This window comes from Streptomyces sp. NPDC014623, from assembly GCF_043088245.1.
GTDB lineage: Bacteria > Actinomycetota > Actinomycetes > Streptomycetales > Streptomycetaceae > Streptomyces.
In genome coordinates this window covers 568961-591506 of the sequence record NZ_JBIBZU010000001.1, presented here as the reverse complement: position 1 = coordinate 591506, position 22546 = coordinate 568961, and the positions used below count along the sequence as shown (strand labels likewise).

Annotated in this window: 21 protein-coding genes; 18 read left to right on the top strand and 3 right to left on the bottom strand. The window is 72.3% G+C overall.

What is annotated here, in order from left to right; genetic code table 11:
• The first annotated feature begins 117 nt into the window (after nucleotides 1-117).
• Nucleotides 118-1881: an LCP family protein gene (locus ACF1FZ_RS02805; protein ID WP_391771549.1), complete on the top strand. Its 1764-nt coding sequence runs from the start codon at nucleotides 118-120 to the stop codon at nucleotides 1879-1881.
• 114 nt (nucleotides 1882-1995) lie between these two features.
• Here the strand turns inward: ACF1FZ_RS02805 and ACF1FZ_RS02800 are convergent, their stop codons facing one another.
• Together ACF1FZ_RS02800 and ACF1FZ_RS02795 are read right to left on the bottom strand one after the other, a co-directional pair.
• Complete coding sequence (locus ACF1FZ_RS02800; protein ID WP_391771548.1) at nucleotides 1996-3150, bottom strand: serine hydrolase domain-containing protein; 1155 nt, start codon at nucleotides 3148-3150, stop codon at nucleotides 1996-1998.
• A 63-nt stretch (nucleotides 3151-3213) separates the two neighbouring features.
• Nucleotides 3214-4143 (bottom strand): LysR family transcriptional regulator, encoded by a 930-nt coding sequence (locus ACF1FZ_RS02795; RefSeq protein ID WP_391771547.1) that lies wholly within the window; start codon nucleotides 4141-4143, stop codon nucleotides 3214-3216.
• Between the two features lie 141 nt (nucleotides 4144-4284).
• Here ACF1FZ_RS02795 and ACF1FZ_RS02790 point away from each other — a divergent pair, with 141 nt between their 5' ends.
• The 15 genes from ACF1FZ_RS02790 (at nucleotide 4285) to ACF1FZ_RS02720 (ending at nucleotide 20078) form a co-directional block, all read left to right on the top strand.
• Complete coding sequence (locus ACF1FZ_RS02790; RefSeq protein ID WP_391771546.1) at nucleotides 4285-5235, top strand: DMT family transporter; 951 nt, start codon at nucleotides 4285-4287, stop codon at nucleotides 5233-5235.
• A gap of 88 nt (nucleotides 5236-5323) precedes the next feature.
• Entirely contained in the window at nucleotides 5324-5842 is a 519-nt protein-coding gene (locus tag ACF1FZ_RS02785; protein WP_391771801.1) for a DinB family protein, read from the top strand.
• Nucleotides 5843-5936: 94 nt separating this feature from the next.
• On the top strand, nucleotides 5937-6104 hold the full coding sequence (locus ACF1FZ_RS02780; RefSeq protein ID WP_391771545.1) for a hypothetical protein: 168 nt from the start codon (nucleotides 5937-5939) through the stop codon (nucleotides 6102-6104).
• A gap of 379 nt (nucleotides 6105-6483) precedes the next feature.
• Nucleotides 6484-7290: a TIGR03084 family metal-binding protein gene (locus tag ACF1FZ_RS02775; RefSeq protein ID WP_391771544.1), complete on the top strand. Its 807-nt coding sequence runs from the start codon at nucleotides 6484-6486 to the stop codon at nucleotides 7288-7290.
• Complete coding sequence (locus tag ACF1FZ_RS02770; RefSeq protein ID WP_391771543.1) at nucleotides 7287-8990, top strand: acyclic terpene utilization AtuA family protein; 1704 nt, start codon at nucleotides 7287-7289, stop codon at nucleotides 8988-8990. Before ACF1FZ_RS02775 ends, ACF1FZ_RS02770 begins: the two co-directional genes overlap by 4 nt.
• Nucleotides 8987-10582 (top strand): acyl-CoA carboxylase subunit beta, encoded by a 1596-nt coding sequence (locus tag ACF1FZ_RS02765; RefSeq protein ID WP_391771542.1) that lies wholly within the window; start codon nucleotides 8987-8989, stop codon nucleotides 10580-10582. Before ACF1FZ_RS02770 ends, ACF1FZ_RS02765 begins: the two co-directional genes overlap by 4 nt.
• Before the next feature lie 8 nt (nucleotides 10583-10590).
• A complete protein-coding gene (locus ACF1FZ_RS02760; RefSeq protein ID WP_391771541.1) occupies nucleotides 10591-12582 on the top strand; it encodes a biotin carboxylase N-terminal domain-containing protein in 1992 nt (663 codons plus the stop codon).
• The gene (locus ACF1FZ_RS02755) at nucleotides 12579-13748 is read left to right on the top strand and encodes an acyl-CoA dehydrogenase family protein (protein WP_391771540.1); all 1170 of its coding nucleotides are present in this window, start codon (nucleotides 12579-12581) and stop codon (nucleotides 13746-13748) included. Before ACF1FZ_RS02760 ends, ACF1FZ_RS02755 begins: the two co-directional genes overlap by 4 nt.
• An 83-nt stretch (nucleotides 13749-13831) precedes the next feature.
• On the top strand, nucleotides 13832-15409 hold the full coding sequence (locus ACF1FZ_RS02750) for a 4-coumarate--CoA ligase family protein (protein WP_391771539.1): 1578 nt from the start codon (nucleotides 13832-13834) through the stop codon (nucleotides 15407-15409).
• Entirely contained in the window at nucleotides 15406-16140 is a 735-nt protein-coding gene (locus tag ACF1FZ_RS02745; RefSeq protein WP_391771538.1) for an enoyl-CoA hydratase family protein, read from the top strand. The genes ACF1FZ_RS02750 and ACF1FZ_RS02745 overlap by 4 nt, the downstream gene beginning before the upstream one ends.
• A complete protein-coding gene (locus tag ACF1FZ_RS02740) occupies nucleotides 16128-16706 on the top strand; it encodes a TetR/AcrR family transcriptional regulator (RefSeq protein ID WP_391771537.1) in 579 nt (192 codons plus the stop codon). The genes ACF1FZ_RS02745 and ACF1FZ_RS02740 overlap by 13 nt, the downstream gene beginning before the upstream one ends.
• 288 nt (nucleotides 16707-16994) lie before the next feature.
• Nucleotides 16995-17402: a hypothetical protein gene (locus ACF1FZ_RS02735; protein WP_391771536.1), complete on the top strand. Its 408-nt coding sequence runs from the start codon at nucleotides 16995-16997 to the stop codon at nucleotides 17400-17402.
• Nucleotides 17403-17461: 59 nt separating this feature from the next.
• Nucleotides 17462-18748 (top strand): magnesium transporter, encoded by a 1287-nt coding sequence (locus ACF1FZ_RS02730; RefSeq protein WP_391771535.1) that lies wholly within the window; start codon nucleotides 17462-17464, stop codon nucleotides 18746-18748.
• Nucleotides 18745-19332: a hypothetical protein gene (locus ACF1FZ_RS02725; RefSeq protein WP_391771534.1), complete on the top strand. Its 588-nt coding sequence runs from the start codon at nucleotides 18745-18747 to the stop codon at nucleotides 19330-19332. Before ACF1FZ_RS02730 ends, ACF1FZ_RS02725 begins: the two co-directional genes overlap by 4 nt.
• Nucleotides 19329-20078, top strand: coding sequence for an ATP-binding cassette domain-containing protein (locus ACF1FZ_RS02720; protein ID WP_391771533.1), 750 nt, complete (start codon nucleotides 19329-19331; stop codon nucleotides 20076-20078). Before ACF1FZ_RS02725 ends, ACF1FZ_RS02720 begins: the two co-directional genes overlap by 4 nt.
• 66 nt (nucleotides 20079-20144) lie before the next feature.
• Here the strand turns inward: ACF1FZ_RS02720 and ACF1FZ_RS02715 are convergent, their stop codons facing one another.
• Nucleotides 20145-20510: a YybH family protein gene (locus ACF1FZ_RS02715; protein WP_391771532.1), complete on the bottom strand. Its 366-nt coding sequence runs from the start codon at nucleotides 20508-20510 to the stop codon at nucleotides 20145-20147.
• Nucleotides 20511-20606: 96 nt separating this feature from the next.
• On the opposite strand from ACF1FZ_RS02715, the gene ACF1FZ_RS02710 reads away from it, so the two are divergent.
• Nucleotides 20607-21515, top strand: a complete 909-nt coding sequence (locus ACF1FZ_RS02710) for a LysR family transcriptional regulator (RefSeq protein ID WP_391771531.1) — start codon at nucleotides 20607-20609, stop codon at nucleotides 21513-21515.
• A 67-nt stretch (nucleotides 21516-21582) separates the two neighbouring features.
• Entirely contained in the window at nucleotides 21583-22524 is a 942-nt protein-coding gene (locus tag ACF1FZ_RS02705) for an STM4015 family protein (RefSeq protein ID WP_391771530.1), read from the top strand.
• Nucleotides 22525-22546: the final 22 nt, after the last annotated feature.

Genomic DNA, 22546 nt, shown 5'->3' with positions numbered 1-22546 from the left:
CCAGCTAGGGTGAGCGCTCCGGTGCAGTCGGCTTTCAGGGCCGGCACCGCCGTAAGACACACCGCGCGCCTTGAAGGGGGAGGCGCCGCGTGGCCCCGACGGAGGACGCAGGCAACCGTGGACGCGCAAGGCCGTGGGCGGGACGAGGGATTCGATCCCGCAGACCAGTGGGTACTCAACCCCGACACCGGTGATTACGAACTGCGACTGACCCCCTCCCCAGGGCGATCATCCGCGCCGGCCGGGACGTCGGACGTGAGAACGCCCGGCTCACGCCGCAGGTCGAAGCCGGAGGCCCCCCGGTCCGGGGAGCGGGTCTCCGTGCCCGGTCAGCGCGGCGGACGCCGGAGCGCCGGCGGCGGACGCGGTGACCGGGACGGGGCACGGAAGCCGGGAGGCCGCGCGGCGGCACCGGCGGCCGGGCGCCGCAAGGCGAAGCCGGACAGGTCCCGCAAGAAGAAGGCGCTGGTCTGGACCGGCGGTGCGCTCGCCTTCCTGATGGTGGGCACCGGCACCGCGGGTTACTTCGTGTACCAGCACTTCAACGGCAACATCACCGCCGTCTCCAGCGACGGCGCCGGCACCGGCGGCTTCAGCAAGGACCGGGCGATCAACGTCCTGGTGATCGGGACCGACAAGCGGACCGGCGAGGGCAACGAGGGCTACGGGGACGCGGGCAGTGTCGGCCACGCCGACACCAACATCCTCTTCCACGTCTCCAAGGACCGCACGAACGCGACCGCGCTGAGCATTCCCCGGGACCTGATAACGGACATCCCGACCTGTCCCACGCAGCTGGAGAGCGGGGAGGAGAAGGACATTCCCGGAACCCCCGGCGGGCGCTTCAACATGAGCCTGGGGCAGTCCGAGCGCACCCCCAGCTGCACCATGCGCACCGTCACCGAGCTCACCGGCATCGAGGTCGACCACTTCATGGTGGCCGACTTCAACGCGGTCAAGTCCCTGACGTCCGCCGTCGGGGGCGTGGACGTCTGCCTCGCCAAGGACATCGACGACAAGGACTCGCACCTCAAGCTGTCCAAGGGCGAGCACACCCTCGAGGGCGAGCAGGCGCTGGCCTTCCTGCGCACCCGGCACTCCGTCGGCTTCGGCAGCGACCTGAGCCGTATCGAGATCCAGCAGCAGTTCCTGGGTTCGCTGATGCGCAAGCTCAAGTCCAACGACACCCTCACCAGCCCCACCAAGATGTGGTCACTCGCGGAGGCGGCCACCAAGGCGCTCACCGTCGACGACAAGATCGCCGACATAAACCGGCTGCGTCAGCTGGGGATGGAGCTGGCGTCGGTCGACCCCAAGAACATCACGTTCACCACGGTCCCGGTGCTGGACAACCCGAACGACAAGGCCACCGTCATCCTCGACGAGTCCAAGGCGCCCCAGGTCTTCTCGATGATGCGCGAGGACGTCTCCTTCACCGCGGTGGAGAAGAAGGAGAAGGCCGAGGCGAAGGCCGAGGCGGAAGCCAAGCTGAAGGGCGAGATGGCCGCCCCGGCGGACGTGCGGGTCGACGTCTACAACGGCGGCGCCAAGGCCGGTTCCGCGCAGGCGGCCCTGGACTGGCTGCAGAACGAGGGGGGTGTGCTGAAGTCCACGAACCAGGCGAACGCCCCGCAGGACGTGAAGAAGACCCAGCTCGTCTACGCCCCCAACCAGGCGGACCAGGCGCGGCGGCTCGCCGCCATGATGGGCCTGTCGGCCTCGGCCCTCAAGCCGACGACGACGGACGCCGGCGCGATGGAACCGATGGCGCTGACCCTGGGCCCGGACTTCAAGCAGGCGGGCAGCCCGCTCACCGCTCCCGAGAAGGCGCCGGAGGACATCCAGCGCGTGGAGGCGGACAAGGCGGTCTGCGCCAAGTAGCCCGGCCGGACCGGCCGGCCCCCCTCGCCCGGAGGGGAGGGCCGTGCGGGGTGAGGGCCGGGGGTGCTCCGGCGTCAGGGCGCGAACTCGGCGGCGACCAGGGGTGCTCCGGCGTCAGAGCTCGGCGACGGCCTCGCTCACCGCTGCCGACAGCCGCTCGTTCTCCGGGGCCGCGCCGCCGGGGAGGGCGAAGCGGCGACGGGTGTAGCCGTAGGCCACGCCGTTGACGGGGTCGGCGTACGCCTGTGAACCGGCGGCCCCGGAGTGGCCGAAGGCGCCCTCACCCAGGGCCGGACAGACCGCCCCCACCGCCTCGAAGCCGAGGGCGAAGGCATCGGACCGGCCGGTCACGACGTCGGTGCCCTTCCACCGCACCCGGCCGGCCCCGGCCACCGTCTCCGGCGTGAGCAGGGGTGCCCGGCCGTCCAGCCCGGAGACCGCCGCGGCGTACATCCCGGCGAGCCCCCGCGCCGAGGCCACCCCGCCGACCGAGGCCGGGCCGAGCGCGCGTACCGCGCGGGTGTCGGCGAGGGCGACCAGGTCGAGCGGCGGGTCCTCGGCGAGGCCGGACGCGAGCGCCGTCAGACCGGCCGGGTCGAGCGGGTTCGCCGCGGCCTCCGCCGCCTGTGCGGGGGTGGGCACGCCGGGGCGGATGTGCACGTAGCGGGGTTCGAGCGCCTCGGGCAGGCCCAGGTGGAAGTCCAGTCCGTGGGGGGCGCGCCCCCGCTCCTCGAAGACCTCCTGGATCGACCGCCCGGTGGCCCTGCGGACCACCTCACCGGTGAGGGCGCCGGCCGTCAGCGCGTGGTAGCCGTACTCCGTGCCGGGCGTCCAGTAGGGCCGCTGACCCGCCAGCCGCCGGGCGATGACGCGGTCGTCGGCCAGCTCCCCGATGCCGGACCCGCCGTCCGCCCGGACCGGTCCGGCACGGTGCGACATCAGCTCGCGCACGGTCGAGCCGCCCTTCCCCTCGGCGGCGAACTCCGGCCAGGAGGACGCCACCGTACGGTCCGGATCGATGACGCCGTCCTGGATGAGCAGGGCCACGACGAGATGGGCGGCCCCCTTGGTGGAGGAGTACACGGCGGGCAGCGAGTCCCCGGTGACGCCTTCCCCGGCCCACAGGTCCACCACCAGCCGGCCGTGGTGGTGCGCCGCGAGCTGCCCGCCGGGCTCGGTGTGGTCCGCGGCCAGTGCGGCGGCGAACTCCTCCCGCACGCCCTCGAAGCCGGCTGCGACCGTGCCGTGCACGGTGATGGTGCCCGCCATGAGGTGCCCCCTGGAATGTTCGACCCGATCGGTACAGGGTGCCGACTCGCCTGTGCCGGTGCTTCATCCCCCGTCGGCCGGGAGTACTCCGGGTGGCGTCCGGGGTCCGCGCGCGACGATCTCCCGGGCGAGCGCGGCCAGTCGGGGCAGCGCGGGATGGCCGGGGCCCTCCCGCCGGGCCAGCAGGACGGGCAGCGCCGGGGCGTCGTCCAGCGGCACGTAGGTGACTCCCGCGTGCGGATGCATCTGCGCGGTGGACGCCCCCGACACCCCGTTGCCCCGGCCGGCCGCGATGGCGGTGAGCCAGTCGTCGGTGTTGGCGACGGTGAGGGTGGTGGCGGGCCGCGCGTGCAGGGGCCACAGCTCGGGCGTGGTGGCACCCGAGACGGTGTTCAGCACGACCGCGCCGCCGGTGAGGTCGGCCAGGGACAGCGAGGCGCGGGCGGCGAGCGGGCCGTCGGCCGCCACGGCCGCCACCCGCTCCTCGGTGAACAGCACCTCGGTGACGAGTCCCGGGGCGGTCACCGGCCCGCGGAGCAGCGCCGCGTCCACCTCGCCGCGGGTGAGGCCGGCCGTACGGTCGTCGATGCGCAGCAGTTCGAGCGGGGTCTGCGGATGGCGTTGCTGCCAGGTCCGCAGCAGCGGGGTGGTGTACGGGCCGAAGGCGGACCAGGCGTGTCCGAGCCGCAGCGGCCAGTGGTGCAGCCGGCCGGGATCGAGGGCCTCGTCGAAGGCCCCGACCGCCGTGGCGGCCTTGTCCCGGAAGGCGAGGCCTTCGGGGGTGAGGGCGAGGTGGTGGGTGGACCGGTCCACCAGCCGCACGCCCAGGCGCCTTTCGAGGGCGGCGAGCGTGCGGGAGACGACGGGCTGGGAGACCCCGAGCCGGGCGGCGGCCCGGGTGACACCGCCCTCGTCCGCGACGGCCAGGAAGGCGCGCAGATGCCGGACCTCGATGCCACGGCCGCTGTTCCCCGTGCCCTGTCCAGTGCTCATGCGTCCGGAGCATAACGGGAGCGCAATCGGCATTTCACGGGGAGCGTGCGGGTCTCTACGGTGAGGATGCGAGCGGCTCGCGAACGGTGTCGTATCGTAAACCCCCTAGTGCATTTCATTGGACTGAAGGAAGGGTTTCCGGTGAACGACCCGCGCGCTGCCGCCGAGCCGGCCGCTGCCGTCGCCCTGCCCGAGGCGGCGTCGGCGCTCGATGAACCCGGCCACGGCCGCTCCCGTGGCCGTGGGGGCGCGCTCGGTCCGGTCGCCCTGGTGGTGGCGGGCGGGCTCTCCGTCCAGTTCGGTGCGGCGGTCGCCGTCCTGCTGATGCCGCGGGCCGGCGCGCTCGGCGTCGTCACACTGCGTCTCGCCGCCGCCGCGCTCGTCCTGCTGGTCATCTGCCGGCCCGGACTGCGAGGGCACTCGCGCGCCGACTGGGGCACCGTGGTGGCCTTCGGCATCGCCATGGGCGGCATGAACACGCTCTTCTACCAGGCAGTCGACCGCATCCCGCTGGGCGCGGCCGTCACCCTGGAGGTGCTGGGCCCGCTGGTCCTGTCCGTGGTCACTTCCCGCCGCCTGGTCAACCTCGTGTGGGCGGCCCTGGCGCTCTGCGGTGTCGTCCTGCTCAGCGGCGGGGGCTTCGACCGGCTGGACCCGGCCGGGGCGGCGTACGCCCTGGGCGCCGGCGCCATGTGGGCGGCGTACATCGTCTTCAGCGCCCGGACGGGCCGCCGCTTCCCGCAGGCCGACGGGCTGGCCCTGGCCATGGTGGTGGCGGCGGTGCTCTCGCTGCCGCTCGGCATCATGGAGGCGGGTTCGAAGCTGCTGGTCCCCTCCACCCTGGGCCTGGGCGTCGCGGTGGCGCTGCTGAGCTCGGTCCTTCCGTACACCCTGGAGCTCATGGCCCTGCGCAGGCTCCCCGCGGCCACCTTCGCGATCCTGATGAGCCTGGAACCCGCCATCGCGGCCACGGCGGGTTTCCTCGTCCTCGACCAGGCCCTCTCCACGACGGACGCCCTGGCCATCGCCCTGGTCATCGGGGCGAGCATGGGCGCGGTGCGCAGCCAGGGGCGGGGCGCCCGTAAGCGCTGAGTCCGCCGCGCGGGGGACTCGTCCGGTCCGCCTGCGGGGCCGGGCGTCCGATCCTAGGGTGGTCGCGACGACCGACCTGGAGGACCACATGCCGGAACGCGACGATCTGCTGGCGCTCGTGACCGATCAGCGCACCAACTTCCTCTACACCGTCGCGGCGCTCGACGACGCGGGGGCCCGCGCCCGGACGACGGTCAGCGAGCTGACCCTCGGCGGAATCCTGAAACACCTCGGACTCGTGCAGCGCGGCTGGCTCGACGTCGTCGAGGGCACCGCCCCCGCCGAGGTCGGCTGGGCGGACCTCGACCCCGACGGCAGCCGGATGACCGACGCCGAGACGGTGGCCGGGCTGCTGGAGGCATTCCACGCGGCGGCGGCCGCGTTCGACCGTACGGTGCGCGAGGAGGCCGACCTCGACCGCGAGATCACGCTGCCGTCGTACCCGTGGTCGCCTCCCGAGCCGGTCGTTCGGACCGTCCGTCACGTCCTGTGGCACATCTTCCGCGAGATCGCCCACCACAGCGGCCACGCCGACATCATCCGTGAGGCGCTGGACGGTGCCAGCACCACGGCGAAGATGGCCGAGGCGGCGTCGAAGGGGCGGTGACGAGCCCGCCGCGCCCCAGGCGCGCGCGGCGCCACCGCGCCGGGAACGGGTGTGAGGGGCACGATGGAGGGGAGCGAAGGAAGGAGTCCCGCGCATGGAATCCGCGAAGGGAACCGACGAGTACGACGGGCTGTACTCCCGCACCCCCTCGCAGGCCGAGGGTGAACGCGACGAGCCCGCCGTGCGAGGCAAGGCCCCCGAGACCCACCCCGACGTCCCCCGGACCGAACCCTCGCAGGCCGAGGGGGACCGAGCGGAGTAGGACGGGCCGGTGGCCCGGTCGTCGGCGGGCGGAATCCGGGCGCGGTGGGGCCCGGGGCCGTGGTGAGCGGATGCGCCGGAGGCGGTGCTCACCGGCGCGCCGCTGATCTCCTGATGCGCTCGTACGCCGAGTCGTCCATCGCCTCGGGGCGGACGGGCGCCCGCTGCCGAGGACCGGGAGCTTTCGGCCGGGCCGTTCCGCGTCGTCGAGGAGCGTCGCGATGTCCCGCCTGATGAGCTCCGCCCGATGAGTTCCGCCGCCCAGGTCCCGGTCCGCCGGGAGCGGGACGGCCGAAAAAAATCATGCATGCCTGCTTGTTCGTTCTGCGGTGCGCTGGCATGCTCCGGGGCACACCGCCACGCCCCGAGGGGAGCGCACCGTGCCCGACGCATCGGCCGTGACCGCCGCAGTGCTCGACGACCTCCGTGAGGAGAGCGGTGAACTCGACCTGCTGGTAGCGGGGTTGAGAACACACGAGTGGGCCGTTCCGACTCCCGCCGAAGGGTGGACCGTCGCCCATCAGATCGCCCACCTCAACTGGACCGACGAGGTGGCCCTGACCGCCGCCACCGAGCCCGACGCCTTCGCCGCCGAGGCCGAGAAGGCGCTGGCCGCTCCCGAGACCTTCGTCGGCGAGGCGGCCGAGGAAGCCGTCACAGCCCTGACGCCCGAAGCGCTGCTCGTGGAGTGGCGGGAGGGACGGGCCCGGCTCCAGGACGCGCTCCGCGCGAAGCCACCGGGGACGAAACTGCCCTGGTACGGCCCGCCCATGAGCGTCGCCTCGATGGCGAGTGCGCGGCTCATGGAGACCTGGGCCCACGGCCAGGACGTCGCCGACGCGCTCGGCGTGACGAGGAAGCCGACCGCCCGGCTGCGGCACGTGGCAAGGATCGGCGTACGGGCCCGTGACTACGCCTACTTCGTACGGGGTCTGCAACCGCCCGCCGAGCGGTTCCGGGTGGAACTGCTCGCCGACGACGGCGGGCTGACCGTCCACGGGCCCGAGGACGCCGCCCAGCGGATCACCGGGCCGCTCCTGGACTTCTGCCTGCTCGTCACCCAGCGCGCCCACCGCGACGACCTCGCCCTCGAGGCGGTGGGCCCCGACGCCGGGCGGTGGCTGGACATCGCCCAGGCCTTCGCGGGACCCGCAGGCCCCGGGCGGCCCCCCAAGGCGGGCCGATGACCCGGCCGCTGCGCATCGGCAACGCGTCCGGCTTCTACGGCGACCGCTTCGACGCCGTGCGCGACATGCTCACCGACGGCCCGCTGGACGTCCTGACCGGGGACTACCTCGCCGAACTCACCATGCTGATCCTGGGCCGGAGCCGCCTGAAGGACCCGGAGCGCGGTTACGCCTCGACCTTCCTCAGGCAGCTTGAGGAGAGTCTCGGGCTCGCCCACGAGCGGGGCGTGAAGATCGTCACCAATGCCGGCGGGCTGAATCCGGCCGGACTCGCCGACGCCGTACGGGAGCTGGCGGACCGGACCGGCGTACCCGTGCGCGTCGCACACGTCGAGGGCGACAGCCGTCCCGTGCCCGAGGGCTGTCTCACCGCCAACGCCTACCTCGGCGGCGGGGGCATCGCCGCCTGCCTGCGGGCCGGGGCCGACATCGTCGTCACCGGCCGGGTCACCGACGCCGCACTCGTCACCGGGCCCGCCGCCGCCCACTTCGGCTGGGCACCGGACGCCCACGACCCCCTCGCCGGGGCCGTCGTCGCCGGACACGTCCTGGAGTGCGGCACCCAGGCCACCGGCGGCAACTACGCCTTCTTCGGTGACCACGACGTCCGCCGGCCCGGCTTCCCGCTCGCCGAGATCCACGAGGACGGAAGCAGCGTCATCACCAAGCACGACGGCACGGGCGGCGTCGTCGACCTCGGCACCGTCACCGCGCAGCTGCTGTACGAGACCGGCGGCGCCCGCTACGCCGGACCCGACGTCACCGCCCGGCTCGACACCGTGACCCTGACGCAGGACGGGCCCGACCGGGTGCGGATCAGCGGCGTACGCGGCGAGGCGCCACCCCCCACGCTGAAGGTCGGTCTCACCCGGCTCGGCGGGTGGCGCAACGAGGTCGTCCTCGTGCTGACGGGGCTCGACATCGAGGCCAAGGCCCGGCTCGTGCGGGACCAGTTCGCCGACGCCCTCGACCGCGCGGGCACGGCCCCCGCCGAGGTGCGGTGGGAGCTCGCCCGCACCGACCGGGCCGACGCCGCCACCGAGGAGACGGCGAGCGCCCTGCTCCGGCTCGTCGTGCGCGACCCGGACGCGGAGGCCGTCGGCCGTGCCGTGTCCGGGGCGGCCGTCGAGCTGGCACTCGGCAGCTACCCGGGCTTCCACGTGACCGCCCCACCCGGGAAGGGCTCCCCGTACGGGGTGTTCGAGGCCGCGTACGTACCGGCGGGCGAGATCGAGCACACCGCCGTGCTGCCCGGCGGGGCCAGGGAGCGCGTCCCCGCGGCCGGTCCGTACCGGGAGATCCGCGAGGTGGCGGAGCCGGACCTGCCGGAACCCCTGCCCGCCGGGCCCACCCGCGTGGCCCCTCTCGGGTACGTGGCCGGAGCCCGCAGCGGTGACAAGGGCGGGGACGCCAACGTCGGGGTGTGGGTCCGCACGGACGAGGCCTGGCGGTGGCTGGCCCACGAGCTGACCGTCCAGCGGTTCCGGGAGCTGCTGCCGGAGACCGCCGGGCTCACCGTCGTACGCCACGTCCTGCCCCGGCTGCGGGCGCTCAACTTCGTCGTCCACGGCCTCCTCGGCGAGGGCGTCGCCGCGCGGGCCCGCTTCGATCCGCAGGCCAAGGCGGTGGGGGAGTGGCTGCGGTCCCGGCACGTGCCCGTCCCCGTGCAGCTGCTCGACGATCCGGAGGCGAACGCATGACCGTCCTGCCCACCGCACTCGACACGACGGGGCCCGAATACGCCGCCCACCGTGAGGCCATGCTCGTGAAGCTCGCCGAGCTGGACACCGAGCACGCCAAGGCCCTGGCGGGCGGCGGCGAGAAGTACGTGGCCCGCCACCGGGGGCGTGGCAAGCTCCTCGCCCGCGAGCGGATCGAGCTGCTGGTCGACCCGGACACCCCTTTCCTGGAGCTGTCACCGCTCGCCGCCTGGGGCAGCGACTACGCGGTGGGTGCCTCGCTCGTCACCGGGATCGGGATCGTCGAGGGCGTCGAGTGCCTGATCACCGCCAACGACCCCACCGTGCGCGGCGGCGCCTCCAACCCCTGGACCCTGAGGAAGGCGCTCCGCGCCAACGAGATCGCCTTCGCCAACCGGCTGCCCTGCGTCTCGCTCGTGGAGTCGGGGGGCGCGGACCTGCCCTCGCAGAAGGAGATCTTCATCCCCGGCGGGGCGCTGTTCCGCGACCTCACCCGGCTGTCCGCCGCCGGCATCCCCACCGTCGCGGTCGTGTTCGGGAACTCCACGGCCGGAGGGGCGTACGTCCCCGGGATGTCCGACCACACCGTGATGATCAAGGAGCGGTCCAAGGTCTTCCTCGGCGGTCCGCCCCTCGTCAAGATGGCCACCGGTGAGGAGAGCGACGACGAATCGCTCGGCGGCGCCGGGATGCACGCCCGCACCTCCGGCCTCGCCGACCACTACGCCCTCGACGAGCACGACGCGCTGCGCCAGGCCCGGCGGATCGTCGCCCGGCTCAACTGGCGCAAGGCGCACCCGGATCCGGGTCCCGCCGAGCCGCCGGAGTACGACGAGGACGAGCTGATCGGGATCGTGCCCGGCGACCTCAAGACCCCCTTCGACCCGTGCGAGGTCGTCGCCCGGCTCGTCGACGGCTCGGACTTCGACGCCTTCAAGCCGCTCTACGGGACGAGCCTGGTCACCGGCTGGGCGCGCCTGCACGGCTATCCCGTCGGCATCCTCGCCAACGCGCAGGGCGTGCTGTTCAGCGAGGAGTCGCAGAAGGCCGCCCAGTTCATCCAGCTCGCGAACCAGCGCGACATCCCGCTCCTCTTCCTGCACAACACCACCGGCTACATGGTCGGCAAGGAGTACGAGCAGGGCGGCATCATCAAGCACGGCGCCATGATGATCAACGCGGTGTCGAACTCCCGGGTCCCGCACCTGTCCGTCCTGATGGGCGCCTCCTACGGCGCCGGTCACTACGGCATGTGCGGCAGGGCCTACGACCCCCGCTTCCTCTTCGCCTGGCCCAGCAGCAAGTCCGCCGTCATGGGACCCCAGCAGCTCGCGGGCGTCCTCTCGATCGTCGCCCGTGCCTCCTCCGCCGCGAAGGGACTGCCCTACGACGACGAGGCCGACGCCGGACTGCGCGCCATGGTGGAACAGCAGATCGAGTCCGAGTCGCTGCCGATGTTCCTCTCGGGGCGGCTGTACGACGACGGGGTCATCGACCCGCGCGACACCAGGACCGTCCTCGGGATGTGCCTGTCCGCGATCCATACGGCACCGGTCGAAGGCGCGCGCGGCTTCGGCGTCTTCCGGATGTGAGGAATCGGATGATCACCGCACTGCTTGTCGCCAACCGGGGCGAGATCGCCTGCCGGATCTTCCGCACCTGCCGTGAGCTGGGCATCGCCACCGTCGCCGTGTACTCCGACGCGGACGCCGGCGCCCTGCACGTACGGGAGGCCGACACCGCCGTACGCCTGCCGGGGGCCGCACCGGCCGATACGTATCTGCGCGGTGACCTCGTCGTCACCGCCGCGCTCGCCGCGGGCGCCGGCGCCGTGCACCCGGGATACGGCTTCCTCTCGGAGAACGCCGGCTTCGCCCGGGCCGTGCTGGACGCGGGCCTCGTCTGGGTGGGGCCCCCGGTCGAGTCGATCGAGCTGATGGCCTCCAAGACCAGGGCCAAGGAACTGATGGCCGCCGCCGGGGTCCCCCTGCTCGCCCCGGTCGACCCGGCGAGCGCCACCGCCGCCGATCTGCCCCTGCTGCTGAAGGCGGCGGCGGGCGGGGGCGGGCGCGGGATGCGCGTCGTCAGGGAACTCGCATCGCTGCCGGCCGAGCTGACGGCCGCCGCTGCCGAGGCCGCCTCCGCCTTCGGGGACGGCGAGGTCTTCGCCGAGCCGTACGTCGAACGGGGCCGGCACGTCGAGGTCCAGGTCATGGCGGACGGGCAGGGCACGGTCTGGGCGCTCGGCACCCGTGACTGCTCGCTCCAGCGACGTCACCAGAAGGTCATCGAGGAGGCCCCGGCGCCGGGCCTCGACGACGCGTTGCGGCAGGGGCTGCACGACGCGGCGGTCACCGCCGCACAGGCGGTGGGCTACCGGGGCGCGGGGACCGTCGAGTTCCTCGTGTCGGCCGGGGGCCGCCCGTACTTCCTGGAGATGAACACCCGGCTCCAGGTCGAACACCCGGTCACTGAGGCGGTGTTCGGAATCGACCTGGTCGCCCTGCAACTGCGCGTCGCGGAGGGCGGGGCCCTGCCCTCCGCCACGCCCCCGCCGGCCACCGGGCACGCCGTGGAGGCCCGGCTGTACGCCGAGGACCCCGCACGTGACTGGCAGCCGCAGACCGGGGCACTGCTCACACTGGAGGTGCCCGGCGCACCCGGTATCCGCCTCGACACCGGATACACCGGCGGCGACACCGTGGGGGTGCACTACGACCCGATGCTCGCCAAGGTCATCGCCCACGCCCCCACCCGCACCGAAGCCGTCCGGCTCCTCGCCCGTGCCCTGGAACGCGCCCGTATCCACGGCCCGGTCACCAACCGGGAGCTGCTCGTCCGCTCCCTGCGGCACCCGGACTTCGCCGCCGGGCAGCCGGACACCGGCTTCTACGACCGGCACCTGGCAGCCCTGACGGCGGCCGGCTCCCCCGGCGAGGACTCCGCCCGCCGTCTCGCCGCCACCGCCGCCGCCATCGCCTCGGCCGTGGGTGCGGCGTCGGCCCCGGCCGGCAGCGGCCCCGGTCCCGCCCGCTTCGGCGCCTGGCGCAACCTCGCCTCGCAACCACAGACCAGGCGCTACCGGAGCGAACCCGACGGCACCGAGTACGAGATCGCCTACCGCACCGGCCGGGACGGTGTCCCCGCCCCCGGCACCGGCGAGCGGGTCGTCGTCGCCGGGCCCGGCGCGGTCACCCTCGAAACCGGCGGTGTGACCCGGCACTTCACGGTCACCCCCCACGGGGACCGGGTCCATGTGGACACGGCCGCCGGCGCGTACGCCTTCACCGCCCCGCCCCGCTTCACCGACCCCGCCGAACGCACCGGACCCGGTTCCCTGCTCGCCCCCATGCCCGGCACCGTCGTCCGCCTCGCCGACGGACTCGCACCGGGTGCGGCCGTCGAGGCGGGGCAGCCGCTGATCTGGCTGGAGGCGATGAAGATGGAGCACCGCGTCCTCGCCCCCGCCTCCGGCACCCTCACCACGCTCCACGCCGCCCCCGGACTCCAGGTCGAGGTCGGCGCTCTGCTCGCCGTCGTACAGGACGCACCCGTGCACGCTCCCGCGCACCAGGAGGAGACGACCCCATGAGCACCGTCCTCGAAACCGAAGAGCACCAGGCCCTCCGCGCCGCCGTCGCCGCCCTCGGAAAGCGGTTCGGCCGCGAGTACAGCACCGGGCTCGCCCGCAGGGGCGAGCACCCGCGCGAGCTGTGGGAAGAGGCGGGCAAGCTCGGTTACCTCGGTGTCAACCTGCCCGCGGAGTACGGCGGCGGAGGCGCCGGCATGGCCGAGCTCTCCATCGTCCTGGAGGAACTCGGTGCCGCCGGCAGCCCCCTGCTCATGCTGGTCGTCTCCCCGGCGATCTGCGGCACCGTGATCGCCCGCTTCGGCACCGAGGAGCAGAAGCGGGCCTGGCTCCCCGGCCTCTGCGACGGTTCCCTGTCCATGTCGTTCGGCATCACCGAGCCCGACGCCGGTTCCAACTCGCACCGCATCACCACCACGGCCCGCCGCGACGGCGGGGGAGGGTGGATCCTCAGCGGCCGGAAGGTCTTCATCTCCGGCGTCGACATCTCCGACGCGACCCTGATCGTCGGCCGCACCGAGGACGCGAAGTCCGGCAGACTCAAGCCCTGCCTCTTCATCGTCCCCCGCGACGCCCCCGGCTTCTCCCGCACCCGGATCGACATGGAACTCCAGGCGGCCGAGAAGCAGTTCGAGCTGGTCCTCGACGACGTACGGCTGCCCGCCGGCGCACTCGTCGGTGAGGAGGCGGACACGGGTCTGCTCCAGCTCTTCGCCGGCCTGAACCCGGAACGCATCATGGGCGCCGCCTTCTCCATCGGCATGGGCCGCTACGCCCTCGAGCGGGCCGTGGACTACGCGAAGACCCGCACCGTCTGGAAGGGCGCGCCCATCGGCGCCCACCAGGCCATCGCGCACCCGCTCGCCCAGGCGCACATCGAGCTGGAACTGGCCCGGCTGATGATGCAGAAGGCCGCGAAGCTCTACGACGAGGGCGACGACATCGGCGCGGGCGAGGCCGCCAACATGGCGAAGTACGCCGCCGCGGAAGCCTGCGTCAGGGCCGTCGACCAGGCCGTCCACACCCTCGGCGGCAACGGGCTCACCCGCGAGTACGGGCTCGCCTCCCTCATCACGGCGGCGCGTGTCTCGCGCATCGCGCCCGTCAGCCGCGAAATGATCCTCAACTACGTCTCCCACCAGACCCTGGGCCTGCCGAAGTCGTACTGACGCCTCCGGTCGCGTCCCGGGTCTCCCCCTCAGCCCCCGGCAGGGGCGATTCTGGCTCTCCATCCGCGTCGAAGGGGACCGAAATGGTGTTCCACAGCGAGTACGCAGACGTCACACCCCTCGAAACACCCATCCACGAGGCCGTCCTCGGCAACGCCGCGGGCTTCGGTGACCTCCCCGCCCTGATCGACGGGACCGACGGGACGACCGTCACCTACAGCCGGCTCGACACCTTCCACCGGCGCATCGCCGCCCACCTCGCCGCGGCGGGCCTGCGCAAGGGCGACGTCCTCGCCCTGCACAGCCCCAACACGATCGCCTACCCGCCCGTCTTCTACGGGGCGACCCGGGCCGGCGCCACCGTCACCACGATCCATCCGCTCGCCACCGCCGAGGAGTTCGCCAAGCAGCTCAAGGACTCCGGAGCCCGCTGGATCGTCACCGTGTCCCCGCTCCTGGACGTCGCCCGCCGGGCGGCCGGACTCGCCGGCGGCATCGAGGAGATCTACGTCTGCGACCAGGCCGAGGGCCACACCTCCGTACTGGACATGCTGGGGTCCACCGCCCCCGAGCCCGACATCGCCTTCGACCCGGCCCAGGACATCGCCGTGCTCCCGTACTCCTCGGGGACCACCGGCACCCCCAAGGGCGTCATGCTCACGCACCGCTCCATCGCGACCAACCTGGAACAGCTGCGGCCCTTCGTCCCGCTCGGCGAGCGCGACCGCATCCTGGCCGTGCTGCCCTTCTTCCACATCTACGGGCTGACCGCGCTCATGAACGGGCCGCTGCGCTACGGCGCCACGGTCGTCGTCCTGCCCCGCTTCGACCTCGCGCAGTTCCTCGAAACGATCCAGACCCACCGCATCACCGGCCTGTACGTCGCCCCGCCCATCGTCCTGGCCCTCGCCAAGCACCCGCTCGTCGGCGACTACGACCTCTCGTCGCTGGAGTACGTCGTCAGCGCCGCCGCCCCCCTGGACGCCGGACTCGCCGCCGCCTGTTCCACCCGGCTCGGCGTCCCCGCCGTGCGGCAGGCGTACGGGATGACGGAACTCTCGCCCGGAACCCATGTCGTGCCCCTCGACGTGGCGGACCCGCCGCCCGGGACGGTCGGAAAGCTGCTGCCCGGCACCGAGATGCGGATCGTCTCGCTCACCGATCCCGGTATCGACGTCGCCCCCGGCACCGACGGCGAGATCCTCATCCGCGGCCCCCAGGTGATGAAGGGCTACCTCGGCCGCCCCGACGCCACCGCCGCCATGATCGACGAGGACGGCTGGCTGCACACCGGGGACGTCGGCCGGGCCGGCCCGGACGGCTGGCTGTACGTCGTCGACCGGGTCAAGGAACTCATCAAGTACAAGGGCTACCAGGTGGCCCCCGCGGACCTGGAGGCCCTCCTCCTCACCCACCCCTCGATCGCCGACGCCGCCGTCATCGGGGTCCACGACGCCGACGGGAACGAGGTCCCCAAGGCCTACCTGGTGCGCCGGCCCGGCGCGGAGGACCTCACGGAGGAGGACGTCATCGCGTACGTCGCGGACCGCGTCTCCCCGTACAAGAAGGTCAGACGGGCCGAATTCATCGATGCCGTACCGCGCGCGGTCTCCGGCAAGATCCTGCGGCGCGAACTGCGCGACCGGGAGAAGCCGCGATGACCCTGGCACCCCCGGTCCACGAGCGCGGCGTCACCACGCTCACCCTCGACAACCCGGCCAACCGCAACGCCCTGAGCGCCCGCCTCGTGGGTGAGCTCACCGAGGCCCTCGACGCCTGCGCGGCCGACGACGCCGTGCGAGCCGTGCTCCTCACCCACACCGGCAACACGTTCTGCGCGGGCGCCGACCTCACCGCGCCGCCCGATCCGCACGACCTCGTCGCCCTCATGCGGAGCGTCGTCGCCCTGCCCAAGCCCGTCGTCGCCCGGGTCACCGGGCACGTGAGGGCCGGTGGCCTCGGGCTCCTCGGGGCGTGCGACATCTCCGTCGCGGGACCCGAGTCCTCGTTCGCCCTCACCGAATCCCGCCTGGGCCTCGCCCCCGCCGTCATCTCCCTCCCCCTGCTGCCCCGCCTCGACCCACGCGCGGCGGCCCGTTACTACCTCACCGGGGAACGCTTCGACGCGGCGGAAGCGGCGCGGATCGGCCTGGTGAGTGCCGCCGCCGACGATGCGGACAAGGCGCTCGCACCAGTACTGGACGGACTGCGCAGAGCGTCACCGCAGGGGCTGGCCGCATCGAAGGAGCTGGTCACGGCTACTGTGCTGCGGAGTTTCGACAGTCACACCGAAGACCTCGTCGCCCGCTCCGCAGCGCTCTTCGCCTCCGACGCGGCACGGGAGGGGATGACGGCCTTCCTGGAACGACGGGATCCCGCATGGGTGCTGTGACACCCCCGAAGCAGGACAGGAGCCGCGCCACCCGGCAGCGGCTCCTGGCATCGGCGGTCGCCTGCCTCGCCGAACACGGCTGGGCGGGCTCCACCGTCTCCGTCGTCGCCGAACACGCCGGGGTCTCGCGGGGCGCCGCCCAACACCACTTCCCCACCCGGGAGGACCTGTTCACCGGCGCCGTCGAGTACGTCGCCGAGGAACGCTCCGCGGCCCTGCGCGCCCTGCCCGTCCAGGGGCGTGCCGAGGTCGTCGCCGCGCTCGTCGACCTGTACACGGGGCCGCTCTTCCGCGCCGCGCTCCAGCTCTGGGTCGCCGCGTCGAACGAGGCCCAGCTCCGGCCCCGCGTCACCGAACTGGAGGCGCGCGTGGGCCGCGAGACCCACCGCATCGCCGTCGAACTCCTCGGCGCGGACGAGACCCGGCCCGGGGTACGCGAGACGGTGCAGGGCCTCCTCGACATGGCCCGGGGGCTGGGCCTCGCGCACCTGCTGACCGATGACACCGCCCGCCGGCGCAGGGTCGTGGCGCAGTGGGCGGCGCTGCTGGACGAGGCCCTGGGCTGACCTGCGGGCAGCACGCGCGCAGAGCGAACACCTCCCCGGACCGTTCCTCCGGACGGCTCCGGCATGGTGCGAGTTCCTTTTCCCCCATACCGGAAAGAAACCGCCGAGGTGGTCACTTGCCCGGACACGCGGCACATGCCCACCGGTGCGACGAGTGTGCGCTCCGGCCGGTCATCAATTACCTCTCACCGTGAGTGACACCGGTGCTACAGTCGCCCGGTCGTTCGGTTTTCGCTTTGAGGGGGGCCTCATCAACCGAATGGGCAGGGGGGTTTTCTGTTGCTCGGAATGCGCTTGCGCAACGTCGGAGTCGTGATGGCTGCCGCCGCGGTGGTCACGCTCGCCGCCAGCCCGTCCGCCTGGGCCTGGGAGACGGATGCGACCACCGTGTGGGGTGATAACAACACGTCGCGGGAATGGGTCGACGAATCCTATAACGAGATCAAGTTCAAGGACTGCCACACGGCGACGACCAAGTGGATCCAGGTCGAACGCTGGCAGTTGATCACGTGGGGGACGGACACCCAGCGCGACAAATTCAGATTCACCAACTGTTTCAACGGCACGAACGCCGTCAGCACCGACACGCAGTCCGGCCTTCCTTACGGCACGTATTACTTCGAAACAGATGCTGCGTGCCTCAGTTGCGTGGTGAGTGTCAGGAAGATAGTCGTGGACACGACCAAGGCCGACTGATCCCGCCGGGCCGCCGTGCACCCCGCGCGGCGGCCCGCCTTGCATTTCCTCGAGGCTCCATGCGTTTCTTCACCGCACTACGCACCAGTTCCGCCGTGCTGGCTCTGCCGGTGACCGGTTTCTTCTTCGCCTACGTCTTTTTCACGACCAAGGGGAGAATGGGCCATTTCTCCTCACTTCCCTGGCCGGCCGAGGCCGCGGCCTTCGCCATACACGCACCGGTTCCGCTGGCGGCCGCCGCAGCCGCCGGGCTGGCCGCGGTGGAGGCGACACGGCTACGGGCGCTCGGAGTCTGGGAGACGGGCCCCGCACGCTCCGCCGTGCGCGTCGCCCTCCAGCCGGTCCTCCTCGTCGTGCTCACCATGGCGGCCCTGATGGCCTGCATCACGGCGGGCGCACTGCTGATCGCCGGAGTCGCTCCCGACATATACGTGCTGCAGCTGTTCGGCATGGTCGTGGTCCTGCTCACCGCGCACGCGGTCATCGGATTCCTCCTGGGGCGACGTCTCCACGCGTTGTACTCCGCACCCCTCGCGGCCATAGCCGTGTTCGTCGGAATCAGTTTCCCCCTGGGCACGAGCAGCTGGTGGGCGCACCATGTGACCGGAGCCATCGGGCAGATCAATTTCGGTGAGGCGTATTCCCTCCCCATGACGGTCGCCGCCGTCGTGCCGACGGTCTGCCTGGCCCTCGCCCTCGTCGTGGCCCTCGGCCCTCGACGTATCCGCGCGGGCGCTGTCGTGTTGTCCCTCGCGATCGCCGCCGGCGGCCTGCTGGGCGCCTACGGCATCACCCGGGAGTGGACCTCGTTCGCTCCTGCCGCCAAGGGGCTGGCCCCGGTCACCTGCGAGGGCCGCGTGCCGGAGGTGTGCATGCCTGCCGCGGGCTCCGGAGACCTCCGGGCCGTGCAGACCGAACTCGCCGGCATGGCGACGAAGCTGCACGCCAAGGGGATCATCTCGGAGATCCCTGCTCGTATCACCGACATCACGGTGTCCGGTGCCCGGCAGTCGGACACCGCGGGGAAGGAATGGACACTCGACCTCGGAGCCGGGAACCCGGACGTCCCCTGGGACGGCGTGGCGATCGGCATCGTGGGAATGCCCTGTGAGACCCCGGACTGGAACACCTTGCACTACGGCACCCTCTGGACCGCCCGGACCATGGGGGTGGCAGATGACTACCTCGCCTGGCTCTCCCGCGAATCGCGGTCGTTCCGGACCGGGGACGGCAAGGAGCAGCTCCTCGCGGAGATGGACAGGGTGAACGCCCTTGCGCCGGACGAGCAGAAGGCCTGGTACGTCGAGCAGTTGCGGCTCTCCTGCCAGGGCGGCCGACCGGGATGACCTGGTGGCTGCGTCAACGAGGCGCTCTCGGCCTGCTGCCCTGCGCACTGCTCGTCTTCATCCTGAGCATCGCTCTCACCTCGGACTTCGTCCTCGTCCTTCCCGCGTACCTGGGCGGCCGTCCCGTACCGGCGGAACTGAGCGACTTCTTCTGTCTCGTGCCTTCCCTCGCCCTCGTCGCATGCCTTGAAAGACGCCTGCCCGGCATGGAGCGATCGGCTGTGCGCCGGGTCGACGCGATGGACATCGCCCTGGTGGCGGGCTTCGCCCTCCTCGCCGGTGCGGCGGCGGCGGCCATGACCCCGCTGGACCCGGACGCGATGTGGACAGCCGCGCGCAACCATCTGCTCTTCTGCGGTCTCGCCCTCGGAAGCTGGCCTCTTCTCGGACACCGGGCGGTTCTCGTGCCTGTGTTCTGGATGATCCTCGCCATGTTCACCGGGGGCAGACATCCCGACGACCCCTATCCCTGGGTGATCGTCACCGAGAAGGCCGATGTCGCCCACGCCGCGACGGGCGCCGCCCTCGTCTTCCTGACGGGGCTTGTCCTGCTCACCTGCCTCGCGCCAAGGACCGACCGATGACCCTCCTGCTCGACCGCGTCACTTTCACCTACCGCCGCAGGCTGCGCCCTGTCCTCTCCCGGTTCACCTACGAGGTGCCCGGCCAAGGCCTGACGATCCTGCTCGGCCCCAACGGAGCGGGAAAGTCCACGACGCTGGCCCTTCTCGCGGGGACGGTCGAACCGACAGCGGGCACGGTCCTGTTCACCGACTCGAAGATCACTTCCACCACCCGTGAGTTCCGCCGTCACGTGGCCTGGCTCCCCCAGCGGGTGCCCACGTCCCCGCAGCTGACCGCTCGTGAGTACGTGGCGTACATCGCCTGGCTCAAGGGCGAGAACCGTGCCCGGGCGTGGGAGCGAGCAGGCACCGCTCTCGAACAGGTCGGCCTCACCGAACAGTCCGGGCAGAAGACGGCCGCTCTCTCCGGGGGACAGGTCAGGCGCGTCGGTATCGCCTGCGCCCTCGCCCACGACGCCCGCGTCATCCTGCTGGACGAACCGACGGCAGGTCTCGACCCGCATCAGCGTTCCGTGTTCCGTGATGTGCTCGGGGAGGTCGCGACGCGTATCCCGGTGCTGATGTCGACCCATGACGTGATCGATCTGGCCGACGAGGCCGACACCGTCACCCTCATGGCTTCCGGGAAGGTGCGCCACCACGGCGGAACCCGGAGTTTCCTCGACCACGCCCGCCCCGAGGCGGCCCCGGGCCGGAGGGCGGAGTCGGCGTACTCCGCCCTCATGCGTCTCGACGGTTCGCGGTGAGCAGGTGGAGGCCCCGCCGCCCGGGCGGCGGGGCACGGGACTCCGTCCCGGCCCGGCCGGACCCGTTCAGCGTCCCGGCGGGGTGAACTCCGGCCGGTCGAGCACCCGCAGCCAGCTGCCGTCGGGCTGACGCCGCACGACCTGGGCCCGGGCTCCGGCCCCGTCCTCCGGCGGGGTCGACGTCAGGGCGATGTCACCGCTGGTCAGAGTGGGCAGCGGCTGTTCCTGTCCGAAGTGGGGGCGGTCGGCGAGCACCTTCTCCCACAGCGCGCGGATCGCCTCCCGCCCCACCGTCACCTCACCGGGCGGGAAGGCCAGCACCGCCTCCTCCTCGTAGAGCGCGGCGACTCCGGCCGCGTCGCCGGCGTTGGACCGCTCGACGAACAGGCGGGTGATGTCCTCGGGGCGCAGGGCCTTCTCGTACTCGGGCATGAGGTTCCTCCTGGTCCGGCTTCCGTGCTTCCAGCCTGGTCGGCCACCGGTCAGAAGTCCAACAGATGGTTCTGATGGGAACTAGAATCTGTGGTCATGGACCTGAGGCAGCTGGAGTACTTCGTCGCCGTCGCCGAGGAGCGCAACTTCACCAGGGCGGCCGAGCGGGTGCACATCAGCCAGTCCGGTGTGAGCGCCCAGATCCGGCGGCTGGAACGGGAGCTCGGCGCCGAGCTGTTCGACCGGTCGTCACGCACCGCCGCCCTCACCGTCGCCGGGAAGGCCGCGCTCGAACACGCCCGGGCCGCGCTGGCCGCGGCCGGGGCGGTGGGCCGGGCGGTGGGGGAGGTGACCGGACTGATCCGCGGCCGGCTCACCGTCGGGATGGTCATCGGCTGCACCGTCACCCCGCTGTTCGACGCCCTCGCCGCATTCCACCGGGCACACCCCGGGGTCGAGATCTCCCTGCTGGAGGACAACTCCGACCGGCTCGTCGAGGGGGTGCGCACCGGCGCCGTCGACCTGGCCCTGATCGGGACCCCGGCTCCCACCCCCGAGGGGCTGGACGCACTGACGATCATCAGCGAGCGGCTTGTCGCGGCCGTCCCGGACGGGGACCCCCTCGTGCGCCGGCGGCGGGTCACCCTGCGCGACCTGGCGGAGCGTCCTCTCATCTGCATGCCCCCCGGCACCGGTCTGCGCACGCTGCTCGACCGTGCCTGCGCCGCCCAGGGACTCCGGCCCGTGATCGCGCTGCAGGCCAGTGCGGCGGACGCCGTCGCGGACCTCGCCGCCCGCGGGCTCGGGGTCGCCGTCCTCAGCACCTCCATGGCCGCGAGCCACGGCGACCGGCTCACCGCCCGCACCGTCGAGGACGTCGAGACGCCGGCGCTGCTCGCGCTGGTGTGGAGGAGCGGGAGCAATCCGGCGCTGCGTGAGCTGCTCGTGCACAGCCGGCAGGCGTTCGCCGTGCTCCCGGGCGGCGGGGGCGACGAGGGCGCGTGAGCGGACGTGTCGTCACCACCTGGTAGAACGACGGGAGTTGTAGCCGTTACGCCACCGAAGGACGACTGTGATCGATCATGTGAGGCACTTCCACGGCCTCCCGGCCCATACCTTCCCCCCGTTCACCCACGGTGCACGCCTGCCCGCCGCCGATGCCGCGGCCTGGCGTATCGAGCTCGACGACAGGGAGGGGGACGAGGACTCGGCCGTCTACTGGGAGCGCTTCCTCACGACCATGCCGGCCGAGGACGTGCGCGCGCTGATCACCGGTTACCCGTGGCACACCGAGCACGGCCTGGGAGGCATGCCCGAGAAGATCGTCGGGGCGAGCTCCCGGCTCGTCAACCTGGAAGCGGTGTTCCTCGGCGACCTCGTCTCCGAGGAGTCCGAACTCTCCTGGATGGTGCAGTCCGACGTCACCACCGTCCTGGAGGCCTACCCGCGGCTGCAGGAGCTCGCGGTGCGGGGCAGCTCCGGCCTGGAGTTCCCGGCCGTGCGCCACGAGGCACTGCGCACCCTGCGCTTCGAGTGCGGTGGGCTGCCCGCCGAGGTGGTCCGCGGTGTCCTGGCCTCCGACCTGCCGGCACTGGAGCACCTGGAACTGTGGCTGGGTGACGAGTACTACGGCTGTGACACGACCCTGGAGGACCTCGCGCCGCTGCTGGAGGGCACGCGCTTCCCCGCGCTGCGGCACCTGGGACTGCAGAACAGCACCTTCCAGGACGAGATAGCCGCAGCCGTGGCACACGCACCCGTCGTCGCCCGCCTCGAATCGCTCAGCCTGTCGCTGGGGACACTCGGCGACGTCGGGGCACAGGCGCTGCTGAACGGGCAGCCGCTCACCCACCTGCGCTCGCTCGACCTGCACCACCACTACCTGAGCGACGCCATGATGCTGCGGATCTGGGAGGCGCTCGAGCCCATGGGAGTACGGGTCGACCTGTCCGGGCGAGAGGACGAGGACGACGACGAGGACGACGACGGGCGCTACATCGCCGCCGCCGAATGAAGCCCCTCCCGGACCCCGCTCC